General features: G+C 40.0%; 14 protein-coding genes and 2 tRNA genes. 8 read left to right on the top strand and 8 right to left on the bottom strand.

The features are described 5' to 3' along the window. Positions 1 to 410: 410 nt before the first annotated feature. Both HUJ21_RS01030 and HUJ21_RS01035 read left to right on the top strand, forming a co-directional pair. Positions 411 to 998 (top strand): hypothetical protein, encoded by a 588-nt coding sequence (locus tag HUJ21_RS01030; protein ID WP_291366567.1) that lies wholly within the window; start codon positions 411 to 413, stop codon positions 996 to 998. Positions 999 to 1,267: 269 nt separating this feature from the next. Then, positions 1,268 to 1,978 carry a LytTR family DNA-binding domain-containing protein gene (locus HUJ21_RS01035; protein WP_291366569.1) on the top strand — a complete coding sequence of 237 codons (711 nt, stop codon included), beginning with the start codon at positions 1,268 to 1,270 and terminating at the stop codon, positions 1,976 to 1,978. A 168-nt stretch (positions 1,979 to 2,146) separates the two neighbouring features. Here HUJ21_RS01035 and HUJ21_RS01040 read toward each other — a convergent pair whose 3' ends face one another. The 4 genes from HUJ21_RS01040 to HUJ21_RS01055 form a co-directional block, all read right to left on the bottom strand. After that, positions 2,147 to 2,269, bottom strand: a complete 123-nt coding sequence (locus tag HUJ21_RS01040; protein WP_291366571.1) for a hypothetical protein — start codon at positions 2,267 to 2,269, stop codon at positions 2,147 to 2,149. Continuing rightward, on the bottom strand, positions 2,266 to 2,889 hold the full coding sequence (locus tag HUJ21_RS01045; protein ID WP_291366573.1) for a transposase: 624 nt from the start codon (positions 2,887 to 2,889) through the stop codon (positions 2,266 to 2,268). Before HUJ21_RS01045 ends, HUJ21_RS01040 begins: the two co-directional genes overlap by 4 nt. Positions 2,890 to 3,194: 305 nt before the next feature. Beyond that, positions 3,195 to 4,751, bottom strand: a complete 1,557-nt coding sequence (locus HUJ21_RS01050; RefSeq protein WP_291366575.1) for a fibronectin type III domain-containing protein — start codon at positions 4,749 to 4,751, stop codon at positions 3,195 to 3,197. 428 nt (positions 4,752 to 5,179) lie between these two features. Beyond that, complete coding sequence (locus HUJ21_RS01055; protein ID WP_291366577.1) at positions 5,180 to 5,335, bottom strand: hypothetical protein; 156 nt, start codon at positions 5,333 to 5,335, stop codon at positions 5,180 to 5,182. 118 nt (positions 5,336 to 5,453) lie between these two features. Between HUJ21_RS01055 and HUJ21_RS01060 the strand changes: the two genes are divergently transcribed. Continuing rightward, positions 5,454 to 5,615: a BrnT family toxin gene (locus HUJ21_RS01060; RefSeq protein ID WP_291366579.1), complete on the top strand. Its 162-nt coding sequence runs from the start codon at positions 5,454 to 5,456 to the stop codon at positions 5,613 to 5,615. Between the two features lie 786 nt (positions 5,616 to 6,401). Here the strand turns inward: HUJ21_RS01060 and HUJ21_RS25050 are convergent. Continuing rightward, positions 6,402 to 6,584, bottom strand: coding sequence for a GIY-YIG nuclease family protein (locus HUJ21_RS25050; protein WP_366483483.1), 183 nt, complete (start codon positions 6,582 to 6,584; stop codon positions 6,402 to 6,404). 41 nt (positions 6,585 to 6,625) lie between these two features. Next, positions 6,626 to 6,699 (bottom strand) — tRNA-Pro (locus HUJ21_RS01065). A 507-nt stretch (positions 6,700 to 7,206) separates the two neighbouring features. Between HUJ21_RS01065 and HUJ21_RS01070 the strand changes: the two genes are divergently transcribed. Then, a tRNA-Asn gene (locus tag HUJ21_RS01070) sits at positions 7,207 to 7,280 on the top strand. Between the two features lie 236 nt (positions 7,281 to 7,516). On the opposite strand, the gene HUJ21_RS01075 is transcribed toward HUJ21_RS01070, so the two are convergent. Then, a complete protein-coding gene (locus tag HUJ21_RS01075; RefSeq protein WP_291366581.1) occupies positions 7,517 to 8,692 on the bottom strand; it encodes an MFS transporter in 1,176 nt (391 codons plus the stop codon). A gap of 1,571 nt (positions 8,693 to 10,263) precedes the next feature. Between HUJ21_RS01075 and HUJ21_RS01080 the strand changes: the two genes are divergently transcribed. Beyond that, positions 10,264 to 13,653: a SusC/RagA family TonB-linked outer membrane protein gene (locus HUJ21_RS01080; RefSeq protein ID WP_291366583.1), complete on the top strand. Its 3,390-nt coding sequence runs from the start codon at positions 10,264 to 10,266 to the stop codon at positions 13,651 to 13,653. A gap of 18 nt (positions 13,654 to 13,671) precedes the next feature. After that, positions 13,672 to 15,348, top strand: a complete 1,677-nt coding sequence (locus HUJ21_RS01085; RefSeq protein WP_291366585.1) for a SusD/RagB family nutrient-binding outer membrane lipoprotein — start codon at positions 13,672 to 13,674, stop codon at positions 15,346 to 15,348. A 385-nt stretch (positions 15,349 to 15,733) separates the two neighbouring features. Here HUJ21_RS01085 and HUJ21_RS01090 read toward each other — a convergent pair whose 3' ends face one another. Further along, positions 15,734 to 16,636 carry a sugar phosphate isomerase/epimerase family protein gene (locus HUJ21_RS01090; protein WP_291366587.1) on the bottom strand — a complete coding sequence of 301 codons (903 nt, stop codon included), beginning with the start codon at positions 16,634 to 16,636 and terminating at the stop codon, positions 15,734 to 15,736. Positions 16,637 to 17,461: 825 nt separating this feature from the next. Between HUJ21_RS01090 and HUJ21_RS01095 the strand changes: the two genes are divergently transcribed. Beyond that, entirely contained in the window at positions 17,462 to 18,703 is a 1,242-nt protein-coding gene (locus HUJ21_RS01095; RefSeq protein ID WP_291366588.1) for an amino acid permease, read from the top strand. 3 nt (positions 18,704 to 18,706) lie between these two features. Beyond that, positions 18,707 to 19,735: a sodium:calcium antiporter gene (locus tag HUJ21_RS01100; protein WP_291366589.1), complete on the top strand. Its 1,029-nt coding sequence runs from the start codon at positions 18,707 to 18,709 to the stop codon at positions 19,733 to 19,735. Positions 19,736 to 19,740 lie beyond the last annotated feature (5 nt).

Consider the following 19,740-nt stretch of genomic DNA (forward strand, 5'->3'; position numbering starts at 1 on the left):
GCCACCCAGCCGCGCACCTCGGTTTTTTGTCGGCCCAGGGCTCTTTTCGTATATCAATAAAATTTTTGTTTTATTTTTTAGCCTCTTAATTCACTTGGGCAAGTGATTAATAGACTAAAATAGGAAAGATACTAACATTAGAAAATTCAATTTTCAGTACATCACTACATGTGATTCACCCTATATCCGGATAAATGGGATTAAACATGGAGGTTTGCCCTGATTAATAAAAGTACAATTTCATATCGGCTGTAGATTTGTAAAAATCTTCACCGCAAGATTTTCGGGATTCATCGCAAACTTTTTCAGGTTGATCTCCTTCCCGGATTCAGGCCCTTTATCCTCCTTATGTTTGACCTATAAATCATTCAACAATAGTCTGCCAGCTGGCAGGCATAAATCGAAAAAACATGAAAAACATAATGAAAATTTCCGTAATAGTCGCATTAGTTCTGGTATCCTTAACCAGCATGACGCCTGTCCCAACCAATACCCTGATCAGTAGCCATGAGGGTAAAAATCTGTTTTTTACCCTGGATTCCAATGCTAAATCCTCGACCATAAAAATTACAGATAAAACCGCCAATACCTTATTTTATACTACCGTATATGACAACAATTACGCTAAAAAGTTTAACCTGGAACAACTGGCATCGGGCACCTATTACTTTTCCATAGATAACCCTCAGGCCAGCGTGACTTACACGCTTGATGTCAAAGGCGATAAAATAGCCATCACCCAAAAAGAGGAAAAAATCGCAACTTCTGTCTTTAAAGTAATTGGAGACAAAGTGATTTTAACTTTATCGGACGAAGAGCTGAAAAAAGTGGACATAAAAATCACCAACAGCAGCGAAGACGAAATATTCAGTGCTTCTGAAAAGGTAAATGGAAGTTTTGACAAAGTTTTTAACTTTGAAAAAGCCATAAAGGACGAATATACCATCACCGTAAAAGATGGGAAAAAGACCTACTTCCAACATTTCACAATAGATTAACTCAGGAAAACTCAATTAAGGGGAATGGATTACCCCAGAGAAACCGGTCTTTACAGGTCGGTTTCTTTTTATGCCTTTTCAGGCGATACAAATTCAGGACAGCAATAATTTTATTATTCAATTCTTATTCAAAATGCTTACCTTAGGCTAGCTGCGACACAAATCGTATGGAAAGTACAAATGCTATTAGTCAATATTACCAAACTCCATCTTCCTAAGGGTACCGGGAGCTGTTTTTCCTGTACTATCGCAACAAACCATGAGAAGAGATGATAACCTGTATCGCCATAGATGACGAGCCCCTGGCCTTGGAATTGCTGAAAGACTATATCAGCAAAGTACCCTTTTTAAAGTTGGTAGCGGTTTGCAGCGATGCTTTTGAAGCCATGGAAGCACTCCGCTTACATACTGTTGATCTGGTATTTGCCGATATCCAAATGCCTGATCTGACAGGATTTCAGTTTATTTCCAGCCTGAAGGTGAAACCCATTGTTATCTTCATCACCGCCTACAACCAATATGCCGTAGACAGTTATGACCTGGATGTGGTCGACTACCTGGTCAAGCCGGTACCGCTGGAGCGGTTTATCAAATCCTGCAATCGGGCCAGGGAACTTCATGAATTGAAAACAGGCAAGTCCCTCTCCACTGCAAATATCCCCGACCATTTTTTTGCCAACGTGGATTACAGTCAACTTAAAATCAGGTTTGATGATATCCGCTGGTTGAAAGGCTATGGGGACTACATCAAATTCCATCTCAAAAGCCAGGAACAGCCGCTACTGGTACGGATGAGTTTCAAAGAACTTGAAAGGATTTTACCGCCCGGGAAATTTATCCGCATCCATAAATCCTATTCCGTGGCGCTGGCAGAAATTACCGCTATTCGCAAAAACAGTCTTTTTTTGGGGGATCAGGAATTTTCTATCGGGGAGTCCTACCGGGAAGAGGTGGAGAAATGGGTGCGTAGCGGGAATTGAACCTGTGATACCATTGGTTAATTACCAGGTAATGTCCATCCGGACAAACCCCATTTCATCTTCCAGGTTTTCAAACAGCCATAATTTCCCATCCTTACTAAAATGAAAAGGAGGGCGTTCATCTGTTGATTGGATATGGCATTCTGCGATTAATTTGAAATCTTTGGTTCAAACATTAAGGTAAACATCTGTAGGTTTGTTGGGAGAATAAAACTGTCCTTCTTTGTCAAGAGTGATTTTGCGGACATTATTCAGTTTACCCAAATTGATTTTTTCAATTGTGATGTTCATTTGCTATTAAATTTGTCACCCTTCCAATTTACAGGATTGTTGATGATATAATCAGAAATCCGTTGATATGCTGCGTCATTTCTAATAATGTGATCGTGAAAACGGGATTGCCATCCATTTTCTAATCCCAAACGGTTGGCGTGTTTGGTAACGGCAGATTTGTAGGATCCAATTATTGACGAAACCGTATTTTTTCCGATATTTTGAAACCGGGTTTGTCCAATTGTAGGGGAATTTGGTGTTTTGTTGTTCATTTGTTTCCATGGTATTTGCGACGATTGTAGGGACGGGGCATGCCCCGTCCCTACAACGTTCGGTCCATCAACACGTCCATCGTTTTCAACCTCCGGTTTATCCAATATCAATATTCCATGAATATGATTGGGCATAACCACAAAATCACCCAGTCCAACAAATGATGCATGGTTTGGGATTTCGTGCCACAAAATATCGGCAATCACACCCATGGGGGATAATTTCATTATCCCATTATCGATTTCACCAAAAAAATGTTCCCGCCCTCGGGTACATATGGTGATGAAATACGCCCCATTCCAACCGTAATCCCACCATTGGGCACGTGCTGATGCATTGCGGTATTTATTTTTATACCTATCCATGATAACAGACTGAAAGTTAGACCAAAAAAGGAAAAATGTGCTTATAGGGTTTCATAACCGCTGTTTCCTTTTCTTCTCATTTGCCACCACCCAACGGTATCTCAATCTAATTGGTTTTTGGGTTTTTTGAAAGAATTTTTTACCAACTGCTCAGGCACCCTCTAAATTCATAATGTATTATTCAGAACCCATTGGGTTTTACTATAGTCCAAGTGACCAAAAAATCGCTGAAATAGTCAAATTAAATAGGGTAGACTTTTAGGGGTCAGTATACTCCGGATTATTTAAAACCAAGGTGTCAATTATCATTCGTCTACGGTCTGAAACGTCTTGACCGCCGACCAATCACTCCAATTCAGGTTTTGATCACGGTAACGAACCCGCCAATAATACCTGGTATTGGGCGCAAGTCGCTCCGTTTTTTCATCCGTTAAGTCATCGTCCTTTTGTCGGTTTTCTTTGTAATACCAATTCTGAAATTGTTGCCAGCTCTCAAAATCCAATTTTTCAAAACTCTTCGATGTTGACATTTGCCAATGTGAAGCGGCGTGAAAGGTACCCGAATAATCGCTGGTGAAGGGGCTGGCTTTCAAGACGGCACACTTGATGGAAACCCCTGATCCCGTTGGCGAAACAGCTTCCGGGGTATCCGGTTTGCGTTCGTTTCTCCATACGGTAATGCTATCTCTCAATTCATTCTCCCGGTGCGCGATGGTATTGCCGCGGCTGATTCGTTTGATGGTAAATTTTGGATCGCTTCTATCGCCATCTACAGACACCATGACAAATCCGTATTCGTCTTGCGTAACGGTAAACTCATCATAATCCCTGCCTTCAAATTCACCCCAGTTATCGATGGCACCTCCTGCTGAGGCCACATTGATCCAGAGGTGTTTGTGGTCCCTGGACTGTCCCCTGGAATATCCGTGGGTATGGCCAAAAAAGTGAATACTGGGCTTTCCGGTTTTGGTCGAAAATTGTTCCAATTCTTTAACGATCCGCCCGGTAAAGTCTTCTTCGCCCGGAATCCAAAGTTCTGACTTAAACGGATGATGCAATTGCGCAAAAACGAAATCGATTTTATCATCCTTTTCTGTGTCAGCCAATAGTTCTTTTAGCCAATCCAATTGTTCCCGCAGATCCCTGTAACCATCGTTTGAGTCCAAACCAATTACCCGGGTGTTGCCGTAATCTTTGTACCACCAATGTTCTGCATAGGCAGGCGTGCCGTTCTCAGGCAAACTAAAATACTTGAAGTAGTATACGGAATTGCGCTCATGGTTTCCGGGTACGGGATATACCGGTACTTGGGCGAATAGTTTCTCTGCGGGCTTAAAAAAATGCTCTTTCCATTGAAAAAATTTAGCGCCATTTTCTACCAGATCTCCCGGTATCAGCACCATTGCCAGGTTATCGGGTAGGGACCCTCCAAACTCTTTTTCAAGATAGCCAATCACCCCCTCGTTCAACACTTCCCTAAATTTATCAGGTTGATTGTGGTCATACTGCATATCGCTCATCGCAACCAACTTAAAATCTTTACCGTCGCTAGAAAAGGGAGGTGTTTTAAATTGAAAAATATCTGACCGAGCATTTCCGGTACGCACCCGGTAATAGTATTCGGTAAACCGTTCCAACCCGGTAATTTTAACGGTATGTACCCGTACATCGTCAAAATTGATCGCTTCAGAAGTACCGGTAACTTTTTCGCTTAGATTGGGACTGGTACCCCATTCCACGATACTCTCTTCGCCCTCGGAGGTTTGCCACATGACAATTGCCGAATTTGGCTCCACATCTTGAAGGTAGGGTTTGATTTCTATCACCTGTGCCAGGGATTGAAAGCAAATACCCGCAAACATTGCGAATAAAGCTGATTTAAATACCATTTTCAATTTGCAAATTACCTTTTTCGTTGATTACAAAAATTGCGCGCTGAAAAAACTCCAAGCAGGAATTTATTATGCACAAGGCAAGGTACTATTTTCGCAATAAAAAAAGTAAACCAGCTTTGAAATTGGCGGATAATTCTCCAGGGTCCTGCTTTCCCATTGCCTTCATGAAAAGTCAGATAGCATCCCCTTCTCCTATTCTTTAGGCGGTTCCGCATACGGTTGGTTTGGGGTTGCGGAATGCAACAGTTAAATAGGGTAAAATAATGATTGATGTATAGACAAGCCTGACCTTTGTTCTCGATAAGCATTCAAGGAAATCTGTATGATGTTCGTTACCCTGGTTGGGTTGCCCTGGCTGGCATCTGGATTCGCTCAATTTGAACATCTGACCCGAGTCAGGATACGCTACCGGAATCGTCTGGCCTGTCGGGATTGTTAATTCGCTGTAAATACCGTCTGCTGCCCAGATTTTTTATCTGCCGTTCTCTTTCCATTGCCTCATCCCGGCTAGAAACCTCTTCGCAATGAACCATTGTCCAGGGATTTCCCATGGATTGATTTATTTCTTCCAATTTAATTTGTAAGCAGTTAGGGCTATTTCCTTAGCAAGGTCATTTAGTAAACATTATTTGTGTATTTTTTAATTAATTTTCGGGTAATAATTGAAATATGTTCGAATATGACCCCAAAAAAAGCGAGGCCAATAAAATCAAACATGGTATTGATTTTGAATATGCGAAAGAGCTATGGGAAGATTCCAATAGGGTAATTATTGAAGCCCGGACTACTGATGAAGAACGCTATTTACTTGTAACCTCAGTTCGATTCTAGATAAGGTTAATAAAAATATAAACCAAAAAATAAAGTAAAGAATCCAGATTGCACAAAATCCCCCTTAAAAAGGGGAAAGGGGGATTTTTTTGTGAACGCCCCATTCCAGAGAGCGTTATGAATAATAGGTTTGAGTCATAATGTAATTACAATTTTTATGAAAGAATAGATACTATAATTCATAAAGTTTTAAAATCGAACTCAGTTCATCAATGAGCGGAGCTCCTATTATCTATTTTGATAACAAATGTCAGATTATCATGAAGATAGAGGTTTAGTTAGATGATAGGTTTGTAGCGAAACTAGATGAAATGTTTTGGTCAGCTGTATTTACGATCAGAAATGGGGCTGTCAGGATTATATCGGTCAGAAAATCAAGGAACAATGAAATCGAGCATGTTCCTAGCGACACACGGAGGAATGATTATCCAACATGCGAGATTCCATGTGGCCTATTAAAAACAAATTATAAACATGAAAAAGGAAATCTATTTCAGCAGCTAAATTTGATGAAAAGTTTGAAAAGGAGGAGGATTTGTTTCCTAACCTGCAAACTGATAAAATATCCAAACCTGGGTTAAAAGCCCGTCGGGTGAGTGTTGATTTCCCTGAATGGATGGTTCAGGAACTGGATCGTGCTGCCCAAAAATTAGGTATTACCAGACAAAGCCTGATTAAAGTTTTCATTTCTGACAAATTAAAAGAAACGCATTGAATTATTTTACTCGGAACATCTGAGTATTCGCTATTACTTTCTCAAAGCCCGGGCTTTTGATTTGCTGCTCCCTAACTAGGCATCCGCACGGTTTTTGACTGATTCAGCATGCACCATTTTCCCGGGAATTCCTCCTTTGTGGATTTTTTTCTGTCTGAATTGAGTCGCTGAATGCGTTCCTCAATATGCTGGGTATGGCCAACGTAATAGCGGTTTAGGGAAGGGGAATATAGTATGTATACAAAGAAATTCATAAAAAAAGCCAGGCTGGAATCCCAGTCTGGCTCAACTCTCGTCGGGGTGGCGGGATTTGAACCCACGACCCCTTGCACCCCATGCAAGTACGCTACCTGGCTGCGCTACACCCCGAGATTTATTAATTACTATTCATTATTTCAATTTCAATCCGGGATTTAAATCCACGACCCTCCCGACCTCAGTCGGGATACGCTACCTGGCTGCGCTACACCCCGAGATTTATTAATTACTATTCATTATTTCAATTTCAATCCGGGATTTAAATCCACGACCCTCCCGACCTCAGTCGGGATACGCTACCTGGCTGCGCTACACCCCGAGATTAGAAAAGAAATAAATGAACATCCTTTCTCAGTTTGGATTGGCAAATTTATACTTTTTTCAGGTAAAAAAAAGGCTTGCATTTAAAAAATCCCTTAAAAGCAAGGGGCAGCTGTTTGAAGGGGGTTAAAGCCCGGGCCAGCGTTTGCCAGGATAAACTTTAAGTCGCTGGTATTGAACCTATAGATTTGCAGGAAATAAAATTTATGAAAAATCCAGGCAGCCTTATTTGGAAAAAAATAAGTAACCTGTTATGTTTGCATCTCAATTAAGGAAATGCCCTTAAAAGACGATTATTCCTCCTTAGCTCAGTTGGTTAGAGCATCTGACTGTTAATCAGAGGGTCCTTGGTTCGAGCCCAAGAGGAGGAGCAAAAACCTGCCAATGGCAGGTTTTTTTTTATGTCTTTATACAAGGATCAGAATAATGTATAAATCCTTTATTCGGAAACCCTCGACAAGTATTAGGTTGGTCAAACGGGAGACAGGGGTAAGAGACTCAGTTTTCACAATGATCCCGAAAAGAACAACAACTGGACGTAATGCGGTACTCCATGTGTGGCGAAAATTTCAATGGCCTTTCCCCCACCAGCCGTCAGAAAGCTGAGTTATTGGCGGTAGTTTTTAGTCAAAACTTTTTTATTCAGGTCCATATTCATGTAAATTTTTATGGCTAGAATGATAATCAAAAACCAAATTAAAGATGAGAATCCAATATAGGAAGCAAGTTTTCCAAAGACAAATGGCATTATTGTTATGCCAATGTAGGCGGAAGCCATTTGCAAACCCATAATTGATTCCGAATTAGTTTTCCCAAAATTGTGTGGCGTATTGTGCAATAGGCTGGGAAATATAGGCGCACAACCAAAACCTATTAAAAAAAAGCCCGGTAAGATGGTGGCTTGGAATGGCAAAGTAAGGGTCAATATTCCTGTTAAGATTAATCCCTGGCCTAATTTAACCAAAGTTTGATTGTCCATTTTTAATGAAACGAAACCAGAAATGAATCTCCCAATTGTAATTCCTGCATAGTATATTGCCACAAATTTCGCGGCATCTTCAGCCTTAAAATCCCTTACCAAAACAAGGTAACTTGCACCCCATAGACCAAAGGTTGCTTCAATCGTGCAATAGCAAAAGAAAACTGCCAAAGCTGACTTGATTCCTGGTATCGAAAGTAGTTTTATTAAAGGTAACTTAGATTTTGAATCGTCGGAGTCATTTTGGTTTTTCTGTTTTCTGACCCATAATGGAATTGACATTAGCAAAATAATGACCAAGCCCATTTGAACCCATCCTACCGTACTATATCCTTTTGTCCATGATTGTCCCATTGCTAAATATCTTGCCATTAGGACAGGGCCAATAGCCGCCCCGACTCCCCAAAAACAGTGCAACCAGTTCATGTGAATCGCCCTAAAATGGAGCGCCACATAATTATTCAGTGCCACGTCCACACATCCAGCACCCAAACCTAGAGGAATAGCTAGAAAGCAGATGAAAATAAAATTTTCCGAATGCGCAAACCCTAAAAGGGCAAGAGCGGTCATCAAAACACTAATGGTTGTTATTGTTGCAACGCCGAAACGTTGGATAAACCTGGCACTAAATAAACTGGATATAACCGTCCCCGAAGCGACTATCATTGATATAATACCAGCAAAATGTATAGGTACGTTTAAGCTTTTGAACATTGAAGGCCAGGCCGAACCAAGCAGGGAATCTGGTAAGCCGAGGCTTATGAACGCCAGATAAATTACTACCAATAACAGTATTTTCTTCATTTATTGATTTCTGTTTTTTGATCTATTTGAATTTTGCAAATTACTTTCAACTAATGGCTAACAGCAACCCTTCCTGTTATTTCCTTTATGGCCTAATGAAGGAATTCCGGCTGAATATAGGGAATTACCGAAACCATTAACTAGTTTTTGATTTTAATTGTCCGGAAAGTTGCCAGGCATTTGGAAAGATTGTGGTGACTTTTTACAGTTTCTTATCACTTTGGGATAAGGCATAAAAAAAGTCCTGCCAGCAGCTAAAACCGTCACGAAAATTCAGTTAGGAAATAAAGGCGCGTGGTCTTATTTTAAGGAGTAGATTAAAGTAGTAATGTTGAGGCTATCTTTATAATCTTCCATCCAATAAAAAACCTCCAAAAAACAACCTTCGGGGATTGGTGAAATTTCAATTGTTGTCCAGGTATCGGATAGCTTTCAGCGGTTTCAGCTGCTTTCGGGCCAATAAGTGATCCGCAATAAGGTCAATCAAGTTTTTTTAAACGTACACTCACCCTCCTTTAGATCTTCAAACTTTTCCCGGAAAGCTTTAAACACCTTTAATAGTTCTGTCACCTTTTCAACGTGTTCGCGATTTAACATTTTAGTGCTCGTGAAACTGGCATTCTTAGGGAACTGAATGCCGGATGATTACCCGTAACCATATTAAACCGCTATTACTTCCTAATAGCATATCTCCTAAACGTATGACTTGTCTTAATAAAACCTAAATAGACGATATATTTTTATTGACTATCAATAATGAACATTTCATCACTAAATTATTCATTTTTACTGCTTTATTAACTATTTATTATCATCTAACTTAAATTACAGGCGCACAAAAATAAAAACTTATTTTTAGATATTATATTACAATATTCTAATACTATCTTACTTTAATTTATAATACAAGAAGGAACCATCCTTTAATATTTGAATTCCTGAAAAAAATGCTTTTTAAATACATAAAAAGAATCTATATTAATCATTTAAGAAATAAATTCTTAAAAAGAAGTCTAACTGTTTGTCATACTTGGTTTTTCAGGATTGTTTTCCCGATAAGACTGGATTTGTCCGTTAGCATCCTGCAGGTGGGAAATTGCAAGTCGGTATAGAGATTCAAGAAATGCTGTCAGCCTGATTATTTTCCGGGTTTCCGGTGACGGAATAGGTAATGTTGGATAGGGAAGTGGCAATAAAAAACTATTAAGTGATTTCGCTAAGCTGGTCCGTGAAAACCAGTCTAAAAGTGAAAATTTTTACCAACTACTTATTACGATCATTTTATTCAAGCCTTGGTGGAGAGGAATGCAATATTCTGCCTACTCCCGCAAACCTATAGCAACGATCTTACTAACATTTATAGCAGTAGATGAAAAAGGAGGATGGGAAAACCACCCTAGTCATAAATTCTTCCTGTCACTATAACTCAATTAAATTTTAGTAAACCCAAAACCCAGAGCACTATGTCCACAGGATAGAACGAAAAAAGTATCGAGCAGTATTAAAAGCCGGGACAAGAAAAAAGCATACAGATCTCGGTTTCAATCCAGATTTATTTAAAATGAAGAAAAATGAAAAAAAAACTATTTTATGAAGATTTTGTAAATCTTCCCCGCACTACCATGCGGGTTATACAATTATGTTTGTTTGTGTTTGCCACAACTTCTTCGATATTCGTCTGCCGCATTTCCTATGCGCAGGACACAAACATTGAGCAATCCCAGCAAAAAACGGTCACCGGTGTCGTAACCGATACCGAAGGTCTTCCTTTGATTGGGGTTGCGGTTTTAGCAAAAGGCACCTCCAACGGAACCGTTACGAATCTAGACGGTGAATTTTCACTTACCATTCCCAGGGATACGGAAACTTTGAATTTTTCTTACATAGGGTATCAAGCACAGGAAGTAGTGATTGGATCACAGTCAACATTCAACATTACAATGTCTGAAACTGCAGTTGGATTGAAGGAGGTAGTTGTTACTGCACTGGGTATTTCCCGTGAGAAAGAATCATTGGGATATTCGGTAGGAACCGTTGATGGGGAGGATTTAAATAAAACGCCCCAGGCAAGTGTACTTAGTTCAATGCAAGGGAAGATAGCCGGTGTACAGATTTCTCAAACCTACGGAGTTAAAGGTTCTTCCATGAATATGGTAATCAGAGGAGCATCATCTTTAAACTCTGATAATCAACCTTTGTTCGTTATTGATGGTGTGCCCGTTTACAATACTACAGATAACCTATTCAATCAGGCTGACCTTGGCAATGCTATTTCAGACATTAACCCAGAGGATATAGCATCAATGTCCGTATTAAAAGGACCTAGTGCTGCGGCTCTTTACGGTTCGCGTGCGGCGAATGGAGTAGTACTCATCACGACGAAATCAGGCACAGGTAAGAAAAAAGGCTTAGGGGTGGATTTCAATTCTTCCTTCATTATAGATAATCCGTATGCGTATCTTCCTGTTCAAAATGAGTTTGCCTCAGGGCAGGAAGGTGCATTTGTATTTGAAAACGATGCATATGAATTTTGGGGACCTAAATTAGACAAAGGGTTTATTGCACAACAACGAAATCAGGATAGTCCAGGCGAATTGGTTTCTCATGAAAACAATATAAATCGTCAGCAAAATTTTTATCAAAACGGCTGGACGCAAGTAAATAATGTGGGCGTTAGCGGAAACTATGACAAAGCCAATTTCCGCGTTTCTATGGGTAACTACCTTAATAAAGGTATTATGCCGAATGTAGATTTAAAAAAGAATAATATTGGCATCAATGGAACCATGAACTTAACTGATAATCTGGACGTGACGGTGATGACCTCTTTGAATGAGTCGAGTTCAGGTAATAGGCCAAATACCAATGATGGCTTTCTCACGCCAACAAGAGCCATTTTAACCATTGGGCCACAAGTTGACATGTCTCTTTATAGTAATCCGGATACATGGTGGATGCCTAACCAGGAAGGTATTGTTCAAACCCGCTGGAAGGAAAGGTGGAACAATCCTTATTTGATGCAAGAGTTGGCCACAACTAGTTTTGATCGGGTACAGGCAATGACTAAAATACAAGTGGGTTGGGAGATTGCTAAGGACCTGCGCTTTACAGGAAGATACCTACGAAGCCAATTAAACCAAAGAGCCGTAAATCAAAGACCATGGGATACAGTTGATTCAAAGAAAGGGAATTTTGACATACAAAACTCCAGTTTTAGAGAACAAAACTGGGAGGGTATTATTTCTTACAATACAACATTTGGAGATTTTGACCTACAAGCCAATGCTGGCGGAAATCTGCGATATAATTATAAGGAAAATATTCATAATTCGACAACTAACCTGGTTATTCCCGGCTTGTATACCATTAGTAATGGAGGTCCGGGTTCGGTCATTTATACCAACTTTTTAAGTAAAAAGAAAGTGAACAGCCTTTTTGGGCAAAGCTCAATAGGCTATAAAAATACGGTATATCTTGACCTGACGGCTAGAAATGATTGGTCAAGTACATTGCCAAAAGAGAACCGCTCGTATTTTTACCCATCAGCTTCTATAAGTGTGCTGATAAATGAAATGTTTGATATGCCAGCTTGGGTTAGTCTTGCCAAGATACGTGCAGGTTATGCTCAGGTGGGAAATGATGTAGATCCTTACCAAATTCAAAGATATTATAATTTTGGTGCAGATTGGGGAGATACCAAACGCGCCAGTATTGACAAGGTGGCTAAAAATGCCCAACTAAAACCGGAAATAGCTACGTCAAAGGAAATTGGAGTTGACTTATCTCTGTTTAATAATAGATTAACGCTGGATGCCACCTACTATACGATGGATAATAAAAATCAGGTACTTGGCATTAATACCCCCATTACTTCAGGAGCGAACAGCAAACTTATCAATGCAGGATTGGTAAGAAGCAATGGCTGGGACATCACGCTAGGCACCTCTATTCTCCGGCAACAGGATTTTTCATTTGATTTGGGATTAAATTTCACTAGAAATAGAACCACTATAGTAGAGCTGGCTGATGGGGTCGAATACTTTGGCTACAACCAGGGATACGCTTATTTCTATACCTATCCAGGGGATCAGGTAGGAGATATTTATCAAGCTCCTTACTTTAAAGTGGAAGATCCTAACTCTGAATACTATGGTCATGCCATCATATATAGTAATGGTAAACCTGAAAGGGATCAAAATCCAGAAAATTTTGAAAAAATTGGAAACTACAACCCTGATTTTATTCTGGGTATAAACCCCAGCATACAATATAAAAACTTTAGCATTTCTGCAGTTTTTGATTGGCGATCAGGAGGTGAATTCTATTCAGAGACGTTGCGGCAAGGAAAGAATGATGGCAGGTTTCCAGAATATATCAACGGAAGTGTAGATTATGACCCCAATGTAGACATTGTACAACAAATCAAAGATAACCCTGAGAAATTCTCACATGAATGGGTTGGAGGACGAGATGCTGAATATGGGGGCTTTCCTTGGCAAGACGAGCAACAACGAGAAGCCAGAAGCTATATCAATGCTGATGGAGAAAAAGTATATGTAAATGATGCCAGCTTTGACGTTGGTGTGAGGGAAGATGGCGAAGGAGGTTATATCGAGAACTTTGGCGGTCCGGGAACCATATGGCTAAGTCCCTATAATGCGCAAAAGGGCGCTGATAGATACCTGGCATCCGCTAATCTGTACAGCGCAACTTATGTGAAGTTAAGAGAATTGTCTATTACCTATCGGTTTCCGACGTCTATTGTAAATAAAATGAACCTTCAAAATATGTCTCTATCGCTGTTAGGCCAAAATTTATTTATCTGGACAAAACACAATGTATTCATCGATCCGGAAACGGCTTATGTCGCCAGGGGAAACAGGAATGAACCGGGGTATGAGTTTTACTCTGTCATTCCTCGTACCCGTAGCATAGGTGTGAAATTAAATGTTGGGTTTTAATTATAATAAATATTGATCATGAAGAAAATTATAATAATAATATTAACCATTACTTTCATTCCAATTCTAAACTCATGTAGTGATTTTGATAAATTGAATGTAAGTCCTAATGATGTGAACCAGGTTGATCCAAATTTTCTATTAACTACAAATACATTTAATTTGGCTAGTACGTATAGTGAGTTTGGTTATTGGGGTTCAAGGATTCCTTCCTTATTGCAGTATTATCAAGTGGGTGATGGTTATAAATCGGAGGAATTAAATGCGCTGTATTGGACGCCAGGACAAAGTAGTCCATGGGAATCTATCTACTCAAATTTAGTTGATGTCCAAGCGATGTCTGACCTCAGTATTGAGCAAGGAAACGTTTTTACGGAGGCAGTAGCTTTGGTATATCGGGCCGCATTAACGGACTTAGTCACAAAGATTTATGGAGATGCTCCCTTTTCAGAAACAAATCAGCTGGAGGAAGGAATTGTTTTTCCAAAATACGATCAGCAGAAAGAGATTTATGAAACCCTGTTGATTGATTTGAAAACAGCAAAAAATATGATTGAAGGGATTTCCGGGTCTGAAGTTCCTGTATTAGATGGGTATGACTTGTTGTACGACGGAAATAAAGATAAGTGGGTGAAATTTATTAATTCTCTCAGAATCAGGATGTGTTTGCTATTAAATAAAAAGAGGAATGAATTAGGTGTCGACATAGATGCAGAATTTCAGGATGCTGCTCAAAATGTTTTCATAAGTAGTGATGATAATGCTGTGCTGGATTACCTTGGAAATTCTGCAGCTACTTCTTTTCGGGGCGGGCAATTTAGGTCTTCTGAACTTACTTATGCTAGAAGAATGGGCTTAGGATTTCTTAATTCTTTAAGAGATCAAAATGATCCCAGATTGTATAGGTGGTTACGACCTGTTGAAAAGAAATGGGATAAGGATATTGCTGCAGCAACAACGATCCAATATACGGATCCGCTAGGACAGACTTTCCCAATTGAAGTATTGCCATACCCTACTGGTTATGATGATCTGGACACAAGTCTGTACGTTGGTCTACCAGTTGGCAGCCAGGCTTCATGGACAGCCTATAATGCCGGTCCTCAAGCCACATCTGTAGAGCCCAAAACTACTCCGTTTAATAGTCGTCTTAGCGATATATATTATCAAAATGCAAATCAATATGTTGGCATGAATATTATCACCTATTCTGAAGTTGAATTTATATTGGCAGAAGCAGCAGCTATTGGGGCATTTGGTGTCAGCGATGCAGAAGGTCATTATAAGAAGGCTATTGAAGCTTCTATGGGTGAATGGGGAATATTTGGTGACTATGTAGGAGGCTTTGATTTTGAAGATTTTTACAGTCAGGAAGAAGTCGATTTGAGCCAAGCAACAAATGAGCATGAGCGCATTATGACCCAAAAATACATATCAATGTTTTTCAGACCAGAGCCATGGTTTGATTGGCGTAGAACAGGTTATCCGGATCTTGTACCTCCTGCTGATGGTGCTCAGCCTGCAATTCCTATCAGGTACCATTATGATACGCCCACCCCTCCGGATCCTCAGTATGTTGAAAAATACAAGGAAGCTGTCAATCGTTTGGAAAAATCTCAATTTGTCCAGGTGCCAACAAATGACGATACCCGCTCACGAATGTGGTTACTGCAAGGTACAAATAAACCGTATTAATTATTTATTTACCTCCAATTAGTTAAAGAGGGTTTACTGAAACTGATATCAGTGAGCCCTCTTTTCTATATGAAAAGCAATTAAATGGCGCTGAGGTTGGTATAGCGGAGGAACCAACATGTCGGAGAGGAAGAAGAAATGAGGGATGGACGATGGCCCAAAGCTTGATTTTGAGTACCAAAAAAACTCCTCCCGCAAGCGATAAATTTACAATTCTAAGAGGAAAGTTTAAATCGATGGTTTCCTATTAACCCAAAACGTAACTTACATGCCATTGCCCAGGGACTGAACGTAAAAAGATGATCAAATAGGAACATTTTAGCGAAGAACCTATGATTTAAAAAATAACATTTCTATTGATGGTATGGGCGTGATTGGTTTCATTTTATAGCTTTTCATAGGCTGTTCTAAAATCATTATACATAGTAGTTACAATTTGTTTGGGGTCGCCGTCGGTCAAGCTTTCGAAAGAAATGTAACCAGTATAATTTACTTCTTTTAATATTATTGCAATCTTTTTCATATTAACAGGTTCCGCAACCCCATCCACATAAACCAATTCTTTAATAAACCAGTAATTTGCATATGGTGCCAATTTTTGAATTTCTTTATATGGATCGCCTTTTCTTAAACTACCAATATCCAAAATTAATCCAAACCAATCCGAGTTTACTCTTTTAAAAATATCGATGATTTCATCAGCTTCGTATAAAAAATCATTGTGGTGTTGCATACCTACCATAACGCCTGTATCTTCAGCATATCTAGCACACGCTTTAAAGTCTGACACCATCCATTCTTTAACCTCTTCTCTGGAATACCCTTCGTGTTTTCCATTTCCAGTAAAAATCCGCATAATGGAAGCTCCAAGTTTTGATGATACTTGCAACCAATTTTTTATCAATTCAATATCAGAAGCTCTTGAAGTTTTATCTGGATTCACAAAGTTATTCCTTACCCCGGTCCATGAAATATTTAATCCTAATTGTAATGCTTTCTTCTTTAACTGAAACAATGTTTTATCATCTGGTATTTCAGGATAATCAGTAAAATAATAGCCTGTTAAGTCAACTGCATTTAAACCTAGCGTAGAGGCAAACTCCATCATATCAAAAAATGTCATTTCACCACTTCTTAGCAAGGCATTGAAAGTATAGGCATTGATGCTATATTGTAATCTGGTCGGGGCTAAGGTTGTAATTAATGGGCTTGAGAACAGGCTGCGAGAACCTAATAAAATTGGTGAAAATGCCGCGCTACGTAATAAATTTCTTCTTTTCTTATTCATATTTACGATCCATTTTGGGGTGCTTAGCAAACATTTCCACTAACGACTAGTGCACAAAATTAGGCAATTGCGAAGCACCAAACCTCTTGTTAAGCACAGCGTTTGATACGAGCTAAAACCCTTGGATTTGCAGATATTTTGCCTATTTCATATACACCATCTGTGTGCCTTGAATGGTGAATATAGGTCAAAAAGTTAACTGTTCCAACGAGTGAAATCTGTACCGAAGCATTTCGGTAGCCTTAAGCGCGGGGATAACCCTAGTGCTGTCGGGTCATCCTGACCGGGACTATTGAAATCGCAACCGGTTATAACTCCAAAAGTTAAATAAAGAATAGATACAGGATAAAATGTCTTGAGACTTTTTACAATCCTAAAGATACTGATCTTTATTCGGTTCCGCCTACCGGGACTACAACAGATGGGTGCGACTATTTAAACATGAGCTTGATCTATTTTCATAATAAAACTATCATTCCGAGGCGCTTAGAGTGGGTGTGTGCGGAGCAAGCCGAGGAAATCTGCAGGAAAACCGGACTGTCACACCCTAGTACCCACAAAAAGGGTTCGCAGGGGCGATGTAGTTGGGTTTTAAGGGAGTCCTACTTTGGAACAGGGTAAATTTGGACAACTGGTAAGTAATTGCTCGGAAACAAAGGTCTTGTACAACCTTTAATTAGGCCATTTGTACATTCTCCCCTAAATAAATCTTTTGAGTTGTCCGGAAAATTCAGGCTTGATACCTGCACCCGCAAGAAAAGCCCGGGTTTTTAAGCTTAAGACTTTGGTATTTTATTTGAGGCAATTACAGGCAAACCACAAAGGATGTCAGCTCCAAAGGCCCAAACAAACGAAAAACTCAAGAAAACGCTCAATTTACCCCTATTGATTTTTTATGGGGTAGGGACGATTCTTGGTTTAGGTATCTATGTGCTTTTGGGAAAGGTAGGTGGGGAAGCCGGAATGCTGGCACCCTTTGCTTTTTTATTTGCAGCCATACTGGCTGGTTTCACAGGCCTGTCTTACGGGGAATTGTCTTCCCGTATTCCAAAAAGTGCAGGAGAGGTAAATTACATAGATGAAGCCTTTGGAAAAAAACACCTCTCCATGGCCATGGGTTGGTTGATTGTTTTGTCGGCCATGGTTTCTACAGCTACTGTTGTGAATGGCTATGTGGGGTATGTGCATGTATTTGTAGAGATCCCTGATTGGCTGGTCATTATCAGCATTACCCTCCTCCTGGGTGCTGTGGGGGCAAAGGGAATTTCAGAATCTGCAATTTTGATTACCGTGATTACCATTATTGAGATATCCGGACTTTTTCTGGTAATTTTCATCGCCGGTGATAACCTGGCCTCCTTTTCAGCCCGCTGGAATGAATTTATTCCGGGAGCAAACAGTACAGATTGGGAAAAGATTTTATTGGGTGCCTTCCTTGCATTTTTTACCTTTATAGGCTTTCAGGATATGGTAAATGTGGCTGAAGAAACCAAAAATCCCGAAAAGCACATGCCCATCGCAATCATGGTTTCACTTGTTATTTTAACGGTGCTCTATATGTTGGTTGCTGTAATAGCAGGTCTGGGATTATCCCCTGAAGAATTGAATCAAAGTGAGGCTCCTTTGGCTGATATCCTGGCCAAAGAAGGAGAGAATTATCCCAAAATCATCAGTGCCATTGGATTAATTGCCATCGTCAATGGTGTCCTGGTCCAAATAGTGATGAGTGCCCGCGTGCTGTACGGCATGGCTGAGAAAAAAATGGCTCCTGAAATTTTTGGCAAAGTCAATTCCAGGACCAATACACCTATTTGGTCAACTGTTTTTGCCACCTTTTTTATCCTGATCCTCGCCCTGTCTTTTGATCTTAAGAATTTAGCCATTGCTACCAACTACATTCTGATCCTGGTTTTTATTTTGATCAACCTTGCCCTGATAGCCATCAAAAAAAAAGAACCCCATCCGGAAGGAATCAAAACCTTCCCTATAGCCATTCCCGTTTTGGGTGCTATTTTCAGCTTTGGGATATTGGTTTTTCAAGCCTGGTCATCGATTTCAAACGCCTGAATTTTGGAAACTCTTTTATTATATATAGGAATCGTAATAGTTGCTTCCGCTGTAGTATGGCAGGCCAGTGGACTTTTGGAAAAATCGGCCCAGGCATTATCCAAACACTACCAATTACCTCCCCTGGTTCAGGGGACCATCATTACTGCGGTGGGTTCCAGTTTTCCCGAGCTTTCCACTACGGTGGTTTCCACGCTGATACATGGAGAATTTGATCTGGGTGTTGCTGCCATAGTAGGTTCAGCTATTTTCAATATTCTTTTTATACCCGGCCTGTCAGGAGTCCTTGCAGGCAAAATTTCAATTGACAGCATTTTGGTCTACAAGGATGCCCAGTTTTATATCACCTCCGTAGCCGTTCTTTTATTGACCTTTTCTATCGCCGTAATTTACTATCCGGTAGAATCAAATCAAATTGAAGGAGAAATCACGCGGGGTATAGCGCTTATTCCAATAGCTTTGTATTTTTTATACCTGTTTTTACAGCAACAAGACACCAAGGAATTTCAAAGGGAAATGAAGGAAAACTCCCGAAAACCAGTGGAAGAAAAAGGCATAGGGAAAGAATGGATGAAATTGCTGGGCAGTTTGGTATTGATTGTTGTGGGGGTAGAGGGATTGCTTCGATCGGCTATTTTTTTTGGCGACTATTTTCAGACACCCAATTTTTTCTGGGGAGTGACTGTTGTGGCTGCTGCTACCAGCATACCAGATGCATTTGTAAGTGTTAGGGTGGCCAGGGCCGGAAAAGGTAATGTGAGTATTGGGAATGTCTTGGGCAGTAATATTTTTGATTTACTGATTGCCATTCCGGCAGGCGTTCTTATTGCCGGATCTTCGGTTGTGAATTTTTCGGTAGCTGTCCCAATGATGCTTTTTCTCACCCTGGGAACCATCGTGCTGTTTGCCTTTTTACGCACGGGCCTCTATCTCAAAAAATGGGAAAGCTGTATGTTATTACTGCTTTATACCTTTTTTATCCTCTGGATGGCCCTGGAAAATTTCAATCTGGTCAACTGGGTGCCGGATTAAGTCAG

It is taken from the genome of Cyclobacterium sp. (genome assembly GCF_014762705.1).
Lineage (GTDB): Bacteria > Bacteroidota > Bacteroidia > Cytophagales > Cyclobacteriaceae > Cyclobacterium.

What these genes read in the sequence shown, in the direction of transcription:
- HUJ21_RS01045 (WP_291366573.1), bottom strand. Translation starts at nt 2,889, where the DNA reads ATGGATAGGTATAAAAATAAATACCGCAATGCATCAGCACGTGCCCAA.
- HUJ21_RS01035 (WP_291366569.1), top strand. Translation starts at nt 1,268, where the DNA reads ATGATAACCTGTATCGCCATAGATGACGAGCCCCTGGCCTTGGAATTG.
- HUJ21_RS01050 (WP_291366575.1), bottom strand. Translation starts at nt 4,751, where the DNA reads ATGTTTGCGGGTATTTGCTTTCAATCCCTGGCACAGGTGATAGAAATC.
- HUJ21_RS01095 (WP_291366588.1), top strand. Translation starts at nt 17,462, where the DNA reads ATGTCAGCTCCAAAGGCCCAAACAAACGAAAAACTCAAGAAAACGCTC.
- HUJ21_RS01030 (WP_291366567.1), top strand. Translation starts at nt 411, where the DNA reads ATGAAAAACATAATGAAAATTTCCGTAATAGTCGCATTAGTTCTGGTA.
- HUJ21_RS01090 (WP_291366587.1), bottom strand. Translation starts at nt 16,636, where the DNA reads ATGAATAAGAAAAGAAGAAATTTATTACGTAGCGCGGCATTTTCACCA.
- HUJ21_RS01040 (WP_291366571.1), bottom strand. Translation starts at nt 2,269, where the DNA reads ATGAACATCACAATTGAAAAAATCAATTTGGGTAAACTGAATAATGTC.
- HUJ21_RS01075 (WP_291366581.1), bottom strand. Translation starts at nt 8,692, where the DNA reads ATGAAGAAAATACTGTTATTGGTAGTAATTTATCTGGCGTTCATAAGC.
- HUJ21_RS25050 (WP_366483483.1), bottom strand. Translation starts at nt 6,584, where the DNA reads ATGAATTTCTTTGTATACATACTATATTCCCCTTCCCTAAACCGCTAT.
- HUJ21_RS01060 (WP_291366579.1), top strand. Translation starts at nt 5,454, where the DNA reads ATGTTCGAATATGACCCCAAAAAAAGCGAGGCCAATAAAATCAAACAT.
- HUJ21_RS01080 (WP_291366583.1), top strand. Translation starts at nt 10,264, where the DNA reads ATGAAAAAAAAACTATTTTATGAAGATTTTGTAAATCTTCCCCGCACT.
- HUJ21_RS01055 (WP_291366577.1), bottom strand. Translation starts at nt 5,335, where the DNA reads ATGGGAAATCCCTGGACAATGGTTCATTGCGAAGAGGTTTCTAGCCGG.
- HUJ21_RS01085 (WP_291366585.1), top strand. Translation starts at nt 13,672, where the DNA reads ATGAAGAAAATTATAATAATAATATTAACCATTACTTTCATTCCAATT.